Below are 12,309 nucleotides of genomic sequence, written 5' to 3' on the forward strand. Positions count from 1 at the left end.
TTTATCCCCCAATATAGAGTTTAAATATCAAATATCCAACAATTAACATAAACAAAACATGTTTTATTCCAGCAATAATTGATCTTTCAGTTAATATTCCTAAAGAAGCCCCAGAAAATATTGAGTATATTAAAATCCCCTGAAATAAATAATTCCTATAAAAATCAACACTCAATCCCTGAACATTTTTCAATAATGTTGGTAGAAGGGAATGAACCATTATGTAGGAAGTCCCAATATACAGAAAAAATGTAAGGTAGATAACGACAACATATATAAACTGCCTGGAACTTATCTCCTTCTTCATCTCACTCAATCTATAAGCGTGGACTGTTACTGAAGTTAAAATGTCTTTAATATCCCCACCAGAGACTGCACATTCTTTTAATATTGATGCAATTCTTTTAGCAATTAAGGATTTTTCTGTTTTTTCTAAATCTGCAAATACTTCATTTATAGGCCTTCCCCACGACATCTGAACAGCCATTTTTTTAACAATTTTTGTTAAAGGACCATAATTTGTTCTTGCACAAACTTGCATCGCTCTAATTATGTCCATACCGCTTCTCACAGCCATGGTTAAATCATTCAAAAATATTGGATAATATTTTTCTTTTTGATTTTCAATGATAAATTGCCAATAACTCGTTAAGATAAATGGAAGTATAGCAGCTAAAATTCCAAACATTAAAAAATCTTCCCCATAAAACATGAAGATTGATTTTTTAGTGAAAAAGAACATAAAAGAGATTACAGAAAGTATCCAAAAGAATATGGTGATAAAATGTACAGGTTTCCATTTAAATTTCATTTTTATTCCTTCTATCTTTGGCTCATCAAACTCTTTTAAAACATCCAATAGGGAGACATTTAATTTAAAATCTTTTGGTAATATTCCATAAACTAATCCCATAAATATTATTGATGCGATTGGAACCCATAAATAAAACGTTAGTGGAAGCAACATTGGATCTCCTAAGAACGATACACTTTGCAACACTGCACTAATTGAAGATGCTACAGGAACTGTCATTACAACAAAAAGAGGGATCATTCCACAGGCTATTACGTAGAATTCAGAAAGTATCTCAACTTTTTCAATAGCTCCCAATAATTCTAATTTTCTATCTTCCATTAACCTCTCATGTATTTCATGAAAAATGTTTTTCATTTCAGCTCCAACGATTAAAGATGCTACTATGTTATAATATACTGCCGATAATTTCTTACTTGGTGTTATTCTTGCTCTTCTTAGAAAACTAGTTATAATATCATAATTGAATATTTTAGTGTCTTTAATAATTTCTTTTGCTTCTTTACTCATCCCTCCGTAAATACCCTCCTTTGATAAAGAGTTGAATATCTCAACCACTGGAATATTTGCCGCTGATAGGGCAGATATAAAGGCAAACGCATAAGGTAAATTTTCATCAATGCTTTTAGCTTTTTCTTCCATTACAATGTAGGGATATGAGATTCCCAATAAAATAATGGTAAAAACTGATACCAAAAATCCAAAAATTGCATAAAATACATTAAAAAATATAAAGAGCATAACAAATATCATAAAACCTACAATAATTGCTGTTAAGAATATAACTGGTAGGTACGTTGAGGATATTGCGCTTATCCCAGATTTTAGTAAAATTTCATCAAATTTTTCATCCTCCATTTTAAAAAGCTTTATTGCCAACCTATAATACTTATTTTTTAAATTTTTAAAAAAGTCCAATTTAACCACCCATTACATTTTCTTCTCTATATCCACATATTCTCTTAACAAAATCTTCAAATCTAAGCTTTTCTTCACTCAAATTTTCTAAAAATTCAGCTCTTTTATGAAGCTCGTCAATAACATCTTTTTCTGAAATACCTGCAAATTCTGATATCCTTTTTAATAAATAACTCTTTCCAGAAAATTCAAAAGTGTCATCCTCAGGATTCCACCAAAAAACGTCATGTAAAATAACATCGTCAGTTTTTGGATCATATTCAACAACTTCGGTTATGCTTTTAGTTCTCCTAACGAACTTTCCTCTATATATTATTCTAACCTGCATACATATTGCATTTAATTGCTCGAGCATAATTTTTGGAATATTCATTGGCTCAGCATTCAATCTTCTTATAACCGCTTTAGGAGATTTGGCGTGTATTGTTGCCAATGCTAAATGTCCTGTAGTAATTGCCTGAAACAATATCTTAGCCTCTTCCCCTCTAACCTCCCCAACGATTAAGTAATCTGGCCTCTGCCTTAAAGCTGCCTTTAATAAATCCATCATTGTTACTTCATATTCCTCTCCACCAAAACCGCTTCTCGTAGTTCCAGCAATCCAGTTTTCATGAAACAATCTGATTTCGGGAGTATCTTCTATAGATACAATTTTCATTTTTGGTGGAATAAAGAGGGAGAATGCATTTAGAAGAGTAGTTTTTCCAGTAGCTACTTCTCCAGCAACCATAATGGAGTTTTTATATTCAATCAATAACCAAAGATATGCAAGCATTTCAGGAGAAATACTGCCGTACCTTATTAAATCGGTTGGCAAGATTGGGGAGTGTGTAAATTTCCTTATTGTAAATGTAGAACCATATTTGGAGATATCATTTCCAAGGGTTACATTTAACCTACTACCATCTGGTAAAGAGCCATCAACTATTGGATTGGCTAAAGTTAAAGATTTTCCGCATCTTTGAGCTAAAGATATACAAAATGAGTCTAATTCTTCTTCACTTTCAAATTTTATGTTTGTTTTTAGATGTTCGTATTTTCTATGGAATACATAAACCGGTTTTCCAACTCCAGTACAGCTAATATCCTCTAAATTCTCATCTTTCATAAGCACATCTATCTTTCCATAACCAATGAGGTGTTTAACCAAATAGTAAATTAATTTATGCTTTGTCATCTCATCTATTGTTAACTTTAAATCATCAAAAATTTCAAAAATCCTTTCTTTTAAATATTCTTGCAATTTTTCTCTTTCTATTTCTTCCACAGGGACATCTAACAACATTTGCACAATTTTCATTAATTTTAAAAATAATTCTACTTCTTCTTTCGTTAAAATTGGCTCAACAACTATGTACTTTCCCATTTTTTCTACTCTATCGTAACCAATTATGACATCTGCCATATCAATTGTCATTTTTTCATATATTTCGAGGTTTTTAATTTCTTCATAAACTTCTTTCAAACTCTCCTCTATTCCAAGATTTTTTTCATCTTTTTTTTCTGATTTATTTTTAAATTTAAAAATCTTTTTTAGATTTTCAGTGATTCCCATAGCTATCACTTTACTTCAACTATGTAAGTGTCGTCAATCTTCTTACATGAGATTTTGGATATCTCCGAAAGCTTATTATGTAAAAAATGGACGTTATGGAATTTGTGAACATAGCTTTTATCTTGGAACATTATAACAAACGAATTGTTGATAAATTCAACGTCACAATCCAATTCTATCGTTTTATAAATGGTTATATTACCTTCATTTGCCAGAATTATAGCATTCATAATTTCTGAGGTAATTTCTTTGTCTATCTTGTCTATGTATCTATATTTCCCAACCTCAATTAACTCATCATAAATCGTTGATGTAAACAATATAATTGAGACAGAGATTAACATTAGAAGGGTAGATTTTACGATAATATGCATGCTATCCCATTATTAGGTTGTAAATATAGATTTTTGAGTGATTGGTGTAGTAGTATCTCACGTTATTGGAATAATTTATCGTTAAATTTCCTCCAAATTCGCAAATTGATGAGTCTAAGTATTTTATGTAAGAGACATCTTGATATGGGGCTGAAATATTGTAAATAAATACGTATAATGTTCCTCTTTCCAGATAAACGTCATAGCTGATTCCATCAATAGTTGTAATATTTAATAATAAACAATTAGTCCCGTTGGAAATACTAACGGTTTGTTTTTTTGGATTAATTTTAATTTCATTGTTAAATGTTCTTTCAGAGTTTTTTCCACTACAAATTACATCGTTTATAAGGTTTTTTATGATCTTCATATCATTTTTCTCATTTTCTTTTGAAATTTGGGCTAAACTGTTATCTATTATGTTATTTCCCCATTCATAAGCCAGAGTAGAAAATACAAAAACTGTCATTACAACAAAAATTGTAGATGTGTAAACGTTCATGTTCTTCCCCTTCTATCAAGGTAGATTGCCAATACTATAAGCCCAAAACCTAAAATAATCCCAATAACTCCCAACAAACTTGGTGAGTTCCTTCTTTCTTCCAAAACTATTACATCATCTGGAGTTGAATCGTATAGCTTTACATAGAAATATGGTTCTTTCAAGTATGCGGTATTATTTGAAACAAAAACGTTGTATTTTTTATCAAACGTGAATGTACCTTTTGAGTTTTTAATTATGTAAGAAGTATTATTTTCACCAATGGATGTGGTATTTTTAACCATGTATCCATAAAATTCTGAACTGTTAAAGAATTTTGGATGGTAAATGTTACAAATTGATGAAATGTCATCTAAATAAATTAAACTTACAACTTTTTTGCTTGTTTTGTTATACTCTAAAATGTATTTTCCGTTAGTTTCAGCCAATTTATTTTCTGCAAATATTGCAATTTTTATATCATTTGGGGGAATTCTCATCCTAATTCTCCCAAGGGAACCTACATAATCTTCAAGTTGTGGAATCGTTATATTTATTGTGTTATTGAGTTTATCAACACTAAAGTTGTAGTAAAATACAATAGAACTTGAAGAATTTGTATAAAGTAGATATGAGTAATTACAACCGTAGATATCTTCATAAAGAACAATTCCTGCAGATTTTACATAATGAGGAGTATTTGTTCCGTTTATTATATCTTTAACATACGCAGTGTCGTTTTTTATAGTTATGTATAAAATCTCGTTATATTTCATATTATCATAATCTATACCTGAAGTATTAAATTCTGCAAAAGTAGAGTTAATTATGAGTAAGATTAACATACTTAACACATAATATGTTTTTTTCATGTATTTATCACCTTTTAGTGTTTAGTTTATTTCAAACGTTATTTTTTTCTCTACATTTCCATATTTTGTAGAAGCAACAATTTTAAATATTGGAGTATTTGGAATCTTTGTGTTATTTATTAGGATGTGGTAACTAACAGCTTTCTTAGAATTTCCTTTTAATAAAAAACTCTTTGTAGGGGAATTTAAGACAACTAAATTGGTTAGATTTGATGTATTTGTTGAAGCATAATATAATCTCCCATCTTTATCGTAAAATTTCATCGAAGAATTGTAATATGTCTCGTTAAAATAGATATAAACTCCATTATGATTGTAAGGATTTCCATTTCTATCTAATAATTGGTTGTTGTTATTTTCATCTATATTCACGGATGCCCAAGAAACGTTTGGAGTTAAGCAGTATATTCTCGTATCTACACTCAAATCCTCATCAATATTATTTATGAATTCAAGAATTACCGTTTGTATAAATCTTTCTTCAGGGGTATTTGTTATTTTTAAATCGTTATTTAAATCGAGATTTGTAAAATAGTATGTCTCAATTGATGAAATTTCAATGGGTTTTATAACGTTACCTATGGATGATTTTATTGTTGGAGTCATTTTTTCTGTAGTATCTGCAAATATATCGTTACTCCAAGTGTAATACATAGTTCCAACAACAACCGCAGCTCCAATTAACAGTAACATGGTAATTATTAATGATATGCCGGAGTTATTCATTGTGTTCACCGTTAAGTTTATTATATACTTTGAAGTTTATTATACTAAAGCAAATTTTATAATATTTAAGATTAACTTTATACATAAAAATATTTCTGCAAAATTTATGAATTATGAAGATAACCTATACTATTAATATTTCTATAATATTAATTGCAAAGTTATTAATAATATTTATACTTTGTATTATAAAAGTTGTGAATTATAAATAGTTAAGGTGCTAGAATTATGGAATTCAAATATATCATACTACTTATATTTGTAGCAGGTTTAGCAACGTCAACAGTAGGTGGTTTAGAAATAAAAGATATTGAGTATTACGAGAATTCTCAAAATCTCGTTATAACGCTAAACAATCCAAACAGCGATATTAACGCTAATATCTCAATAATTGGATACATGGATAACAAAATAGATACAAAAGTTGAGATTTTTAATTACACAATCCCAAAAAATTCTTTATTATTTGTTAGAAAAAGAATGGTATTTAATGAAAAAGGGGAGCATACTGTATATGTGATAATTAAAAGTAATAATGCAACATATTCTTTTTTCAAAAAGATAGATATTAGTTATGCATATGATAATAGAATCCCAATTTATGAAGAAGAAGTCAAGAAAAATATTAACATAGAAGGGTTATATTTTGATAAAAACTCTGTTTATCCCTTTCCATTTTATGACTTCATTTATGTAATTGTGAAAAATAACGATGTTATTCCTCATTACGTAAATGTCTCATTAACAGCCTCGTTAGATGGGGAATATTATGCAACTGAAGATGGTAAAATAATAAAATCCAATCCACCAAACACTTTAGTAGTGAAATCCTGGAACCCTTCAATCTATATATCTCCAAAATCTACAAAAATAATTCCAATGAAGGTAAATTTTAATTATGCTGGAAATTATAAAATAACAGTAAATGCCGTTGATGACGAAGGGCATAGGGATGAAGAGACATATGATAAAATACTTGTAGAATGTCCATTATACATTTATAATATTACCTGCGAATGCGAATATGGCAATTATACATATTCCAACTGGTTTGATATTGAGATAAATAACACTGTTGATTACGATGTTTATGGAACGTTAAATGTATTTTTATGTGAGAAAAAAGATGATAATTACATTATTCTAGATAACAAAACTATAAATAAGTATTTTTTAGCAAAAGGTTTCAATGGAGGATATTCTATTCCAGTTAAGCTCAACACTTCAGCATTGAATCCTTATGATGAGGATTTTGTAGTATTTGTAGCTTATAATACTGGAACTATAAGAAATGTATATAAAAAATCTTTTAAAAAGCCTGTAAAAATCAACGGATTGGAAGTAAAGGATTATCCTGAAAATTACCACTTCATTGATGAAACCATATTTTATGATTCATATGTTAATATAACAAACAATCTGGATGAATATATAAAGGTAAACGTCTCAATAGTTGATATTTACAATAAAACCTATTCAAAAGAAGTTAAACTCGCCCCAAAGAAATATAAAAATTATACTATAGTAAAATTTGATGGACTAAAGATTAATGCAAAAGATTTATCCCATGATGGAAAAATTAAACTAAGATTTACTATTACAGCTATTACGCCACCTTATGAAAAATACTACATCACTAAAAAGAATGAAATAGTTGAGGTATCTTTAATTCCTACACCACCTGTTTATGTTCAAAATACTTTAAATGATGAGGTTTTTGTTGGATATTATCAAAATCTATCCTTTACCCTTAAAAAAGTTGTAGGAAGAACGGTTTATGCAAGAGTATATGTAACTGTTCCAGATGAGATTAATGATTCAGCGTTTTTTGAAGAAAAATATCTAAAAATTGGAACAATGGAGGAAATTCCAGTAAATATTAAAGCCCTATTTTTAAAGGAGTATAATGGACCAATATATATTCATGTTGATACAGATATGGGCGTTAGAGAATGCGTTGCTACAAGAATTGTTGAAGCAAAGCCCATAATCTCATGCGAAGACCTTTATTTAAATAACTACACTGTCCTTATAAAGATAAGGAACAGAACAGAAGGATTAACAATGAATGAGCCTATTGTAGGATATCCCGTTAATGTTACCTTATCTTTAAAAAGTTATGTTCCTAATTTAAAAGATATAGAGATATGGGCTTCTGCAATGGATGAAAATAGAAGATTGATAAATTGTAGTGAGAAAAAAAGAATCAATATTTATGGAAATCACAGAAAAATTAATCTTGAGATTTTATTGAATGATTCACTGGAAGGTTATTTGATAATATACGCCAAAACTGGAGAAGCTATAATTCCTTTATATTATAGGCCAATTATGGTTACCTATCCAATAACATTTGAATTAAATTATAATCCTTCAAACGCTTGGGCAAACTTAACGTTATCTCACAATTATCAAGTTCCATTGAAGGTTGTGGCTACAGTGGATAAATATTCTAAGGAAATAACCATTTATCCATATAAGGATGTTGTTGTTCCATTTTACGTTGGAAAAGATAGAAAAAACGTATCAGTAACCATAGAATTATCAAATAGTGTCTCACCAATAAAGAAATTCGAAAAGACATTTTATTTTGGGAAATTAGAAAAAAATAAAGATTATATGGAGAAAGATGATAAGATAAATAAATCTAAAGAAAAAAGCACGCATAATGTCAGTTTACCTCCGGATATTGGAACATGTGTAGGAGAAGGAACCAGAACATCTAAAAATGAGTCAGAGTTATCACACAAAGTTACTGGAATTATCTCCCTAAAAGATTTAATATATATTTTGGTAATTTTAATATGTAGTATATTTATTGGATTGGTAGTAATCTCATTAATCTATAAACCTACACACTTAAAAATTACACCTATCTTCAATAAATTAAAACTCAAAAAGAAATATGAAAAAGAAAAGCATGTAAAGGCATTAGAACCTCCAAAAGTTTACATGTTTGATATAATTTATTCATTTGGAGATGTTGTAAAAATGGAAATATTCTCTGAAGGAGATGTTGATGATACTTTATATGTACTCTCTCCAACGAATAAAAAATACAAAATAGAATTAGAGAAAGTTGGGAAAAATAAATATATTGGATCGTTTAAAATACCTGAAAATGAAGCTCCAGGGCAGTATTTTATTGTATACAAACCAGAAAACCTGGCAATTTCTGGATTTTTAGTAGTTGACATTAAAAAATAATTTTATAGCTCAATGTCATCTATTTTTATCTTTTTACTTGCCTTTCTATCAGCCCAGCATTGAATGCAGATTCCAACAGGCAGAGATGCTGTATGACATCCAGCAATTTCTATAAATACATCTAAAGCTGTTACATCTCCACCTAACCCCATAGCTCCAATCCCTAAGCTATTTATTTCTTTTAAAATCTCTTTTTCAAGTTCAGCTACTTCTTTATCCTTATTTCTCTCTCCAATCTTTCTTAACAATGCTTTTTTAGCCAGTTTTAATGCAACATCTGCAGTTCCACCAATGCCAACTCCAACCACTATTGGCGGGCATGGCTTACCTTCAGCATCTGCTATTACTTGGAGTATAAATTTTTTTATTCCTTCTATTCCATCAGAAGGCTTTAACATCTTTAAAGCACTCATATTTTCGCTACCAGCACCTTTTGGAAATGCAGTTATCTCAATCTCCCTATCTAGGTTTTCATCAAACTCTATATTTATAAATGGGGAGTGCAATCCAACATTTGTTTTAAAGTTCTCCCTTGTTAAGGGATGAACTACATTAGGCCTTAAAGGAACCTCTTCTGTAGCTCTCTTTACTCCTTCTTTTATTTCTTCAATGATTTTTATTATTTCAGAGGAGTTTATGTTTTTTCCAATTTTTAAAAATATTATTGGAACCCCAGTATCTTGGCAGAGGGGGACTTGTTTTTCTTCAGCAATCTCATTGTTTTTTATAATAGCTTTTAAAGTATTTTTTGATATTTCATTACTTTCTTTAATACAAGCTTCTTTTAACGCATCTTTTACATCTTTTGGTAAATATATAACTGCCTCTTTAAACAAATCAACCACTATATCAGATATTTTCATTATTTCACCAAATCCTACTTTTAAGGTTACAACTTGCAAATATTATGAGTCAAAGAAAATATATATTCCTAACTTCAAAAAAATTTCGATAAATATATATTTTCGTTTTTCGTTTTAAAATATTATTAAATATAAAAATTGAACAAAGTTAGTGATAACTATGATCGAATTAGTACAATACTTGCCAGAAATCTTAACAATAATTAAAAAATTGTTAGATGAAATTATCAAACAAAGTAATCGAAAAAAATTAAAAAATTCAATTAAAATGTTGTTAGAAGAGGAAATCCTTAGTTTAGAAAGTTCTATGGAAAACTCTATAAAATGCATTCAAAAATTAAATGTTATCCTTGAAAATATAAATAATCTAAAAGAACCTGAAAAGGAAGCAGAAATGTTGGCATATGAAATTAGTAACAATGTAAATAACATGATAGATTCTTTATTTAGTATATTAAAATTGTACTTAAATCATAAAGAAGACTTTCATATAGTATTTGATAATAGCGAAGTAAAAATATTTTTTGATGGTCTTGCTAATACATTTAAAAAAGATAATGGAAGATATATTGTTGATTTTGATATATTTATTAATTATTTGCTCTACGCGATTAAAACTTTTAACGATAAAAACTTTAAAGGAAATATGAGTATTAATGAAAATATTAATGAGCTATACAAATGTATTTTTAATATTTTTGGGTTAATTCTAACTCATACTAATAATGAGTATTCTAAAGAATATAATTTATTTATTACTTCATTTAATAAAAAACTTAACGAGTATTGTCCAATTATTAATGACCTAGAGAATTCTATAGTTAGAAAGTTTAGTCGTTATTTAAATGTGCATTCCGTTACCTTAAAGTAATCGTTATATCCTTTTTAACAACGCTTTTGGATAATCTAACAATGTTTTTTCCAACTCTTTATTTGTTAATCCAGCTCCCAAACCAACTTTTTTTGCAAATTCAGCATCAATTAAATCCTCTGGAGCATGGGTATCGGTGTTAATTAAAGTTTTTAATTCAAACTCTCTTGCAATATTGACAACATAGCCGTTGGTTATATTATGCCCTCTTCTTGAAGTAATCTCAACAAATATATCATTTTCTTTTAAATTTTCAGCTGTCTCCTTATCTAAAAATCCAGGATGGGCTAAGATATCAACATCTTCAGATATTGAGGCATAATAATTAGTTTTTTCCTCTACCGGTTCAACGACTGTTTCACCATGAACTACAACAATCTCAGCTCCTAAATCTTTGCATTTCTTGGCAAGCTTTGGAATTGACTTTGGTGGAACGTGTGTTAGCTCAACACCAACAATAACAACAATATCATCCCAATATTTTTTTAATTCCTCCTTTGCAATAGTGGTTTTTTCTATAAGCTCTTTATAGTTGCTAAAATCAGCATGGTCAGTTATTGCTATAGCTTTATGTCTTAAAACCTTAGCCCTTCTAACTAACTCAGATGGGATTAGCTCCCCATCACTAAAAACTGTATGTGTGTGGAAGTCAAATCTCATGTATTCACCCTAAACATTTTATTCAAAAATTTTTGGATTTATTTTTCTATTTTCATTCTGCAATAAAGCCACTCTACTATCTTCACTATCATCAATCAAATTGTATGAGCTATTTTCTTCCAAAATCTTAGCTAACTTTAATATCTCATCATGCTGTAGCATATCCTCCTTCTTTAACCTCTTCTGTGAATAGCCCACATGCATATAGGATTTCAATTCTATAAAATTAGCTTCTGCCCTTTCATAAAGCTCTACAAACTTTAAGATATCATCGTTTAATCCCCTAATCAATGTAGTTCTTATACATGTTCTTTTTTTCTCCTTCAAAATGTCTAAAGTGTTTAAAATGCTCTCCCAATATTCTTTCTTTCCCCCACATATCTTTCTATAACTTTCTAAATCATAGGCATCTAAGGAGATATAAAGCTGAGTTGGCTCTATCTTTTCAATAACATCTGTTAATATTCCATTTGAGACAACAAAAGTGGTAAATCCATTTTTGTGGAATATTTTTATTAATTCATCTAAGTATGGATAAAGGGTAGGCTCTCCTGATAAAGATATAGCCACGTGCTTTGGTTCTAATGCCTCTTTAAATTTCTTCTCTCCAACTCTGTCCAAAACCCCTTTATATCCCATAATAATCTTTTTATGCATGGCTAAAATTTTCTCATAAACGACCTCTGGCTCATCCCATTTTGGTTCTTTAATTTTACTTACATCTATGCCAATATCTCTTGGCAACACCCTCCAGCAGAATATGCAGTTTTGCTGACACCAGATAACTGATGGAGTGCATTGAATACATCTATGTGTTTCAATGCCGTAAAATTTTGATTTATAACAACTTTTATCTTCTAACATCTTTTTTCTAACCCATCCGCACAGTTTAACTGCTGTGTGGTTATCTATTTGATACCTCTGCCTTCTTAAAATTTTGTAAATCTCTTCTGGAATCATAATCTCAC

The 12,309-nt window shown here is 29.2% G+C and carries 11 protein-coding genes; 2 read left to right on the plus strand and 9 right to left on the minus strand.

The annotated features are described in order from the left end of the window. Position 1: 1 nt before the first annotated feature. From MEFER_RS00435 to MEFER_RS00460, 6 genes are read right to left on the minus strand one after another with little or no spacing between them, the layout of a single operon-like run. Positions 2 to 1,732: a type II secretion system F family protein gene (locus MEFER_RS00435; protein ID WP_012794953.1), complete on the minus strand. Its 1,731-nt coding sequence runs from the start codon at positions 1,730 to 1,732 to the stop codon at positions 2 to 4. Position 1,733: 1 nt separating this feature from the next. Next, positions 1,734 to 3,287 (minus strand): type II/IV secretion system ATPase subunit, encoded by a 1,554-nt coding sequence (locus MEFER_RS00440; protein ID WP_012794954.1) that lies wholly within the window; start codon positions 3,285 to 3,287, stop codon positions 1,734 to 1,736. Positions 3,288 to 3,292: 5 nt separating this feature from the next. Further along, positions 3,293 to 3,661 (minus strand): hypothetical protein, encoded by a 369-nt coding sequence (locus MEFER_RS00445; protein ID WP_012794955.1) that lies wholly within the window; start codon positions 3,659 to 3,661, stop codon positions 3,293 to 3,295. A 1-nt stretch (position 3,662) separates the two neighbouring features. Continuing rightward, positions 3,663 to 4,163 (minus strand): hypothetical protein, encoded by a 501-nt coding sequence (locus MEFER_RS00450; RefSeq protein ID WP_012794956.1) that lies wholly within the window; start codon positions 4,161 to 4,163, stop codon positions 3,663 to 3,665. After that, entirely contained in the window at positions 4,160 to 4,987 is an 828-nt protein-coding gene (locus MEFER_RS00455) for a hypothetical protein (RefSeq protein WP_245527784.1), read from the minus strand. Before MEFER_RS00455 ends, MEFER_RS00450 begins: the two co-directional genes overlap by 4 nt. A 48-nt stretch (positions 4,988 to 5,035) precedes the next feature. Further along, entirely contained in the window at positions 5,036 to 5,740 is a 705-nt protein-coding gene (locus MEFER_RS00460) for a hypothetical protein (protein ID WP_012794958.1), read from the minus strand. A 228-nt stretch (positions 5,741 to 5,968) separates the two neighbouring features. On the opposite strand from MEFER_RS00460, the gene MEFER_RS00465 reads away from it, so the two are divergent. Beyond that, complete coding sequence (locus tag MEFER_RS00465; protein WP_012794959.1) at positions 5,969 to 8,947, plus strand: hypothetical protein; 2,979 nt, start codon at positions 5,969 to 5,971, stop codon at positions 8,945 to 8,947. A 2-nt stretch (positions 8,948 to 8,949) separates the two neighbouring features. Here MEFER_RS00465 and MEFER_RS00470 read toward each other — a convergent pair whose 3' ends face one another. Continuing rightward, positions 8,950 to 9,810 (minus strand): fumarate hydratase, encoded by an 861-nt coding sequence (locus MEFER_RS00470; RefSeq protein WP_048056252.1) that lies wholly within the window; start codon positions 9,808 to 9,810, stop codon positions 8,950 to 8,952. Between the two features lie 160 nt (positions 9,811 to 9,970). Here MEFER_RS00470 and MEFER_RS00475 point away from each other — a divergent pair, with 160 nt between their 5' ends. Then, positions 9,971 to 10,681, plus strand: coding sequence for a hypothetical protein (locus MEFER_RS00475; RefSeq protein ID WP_012794961.1), 711 nt, complete (start codon positions 9,971 to 9,973; stop codon positions 10,679 to 10,681). 3 nt (positions 10,682 to 10,684) lie between these two features. Here MEFER_RS00475 and MEFER_RS00480 read toward each other — a convergent pair whose 3' ends face one another. Continuing rightward, the gene (locus tag MEFER_RS00480) at positions 10,685 to 11,341 is read right to left on the minus strand and encodes a histidinol phosphate phosphatase domain-containing protein (protein WP_012794962.1); all 657 of its coding nucleotides are present in this window, start codon (positions 11,339 to 11,341) and stop codon (positions 10,685 to 10,687) included. Between the two features lie 18 nt (positions 11,342 to 11,359). Beyond that, positions 11,360 to 12,301, minus strand: coding sequence for a 4-demethylwyosine synthase TYW1 (twy1, locus tag MEFER_RS00485; protein ID WP_012794963.1), 942 nt, complete (start codon positions 12,299 to 12,301; stop codon positions 11,360 to 11,362). Between the last annotated feature and the right edge of the window lie 8 nt (positions 12,302 to 12,309).

Source organism: Methanocaldococcus fervens AG86 (assembly GCF_000023985.1).
Lineage (GTDB): Archaea > AGJL01 > Methanococci > Methanococcales > Methanocaldococcaceae > Methanocaldococcus > Methanocaldococcus fervens.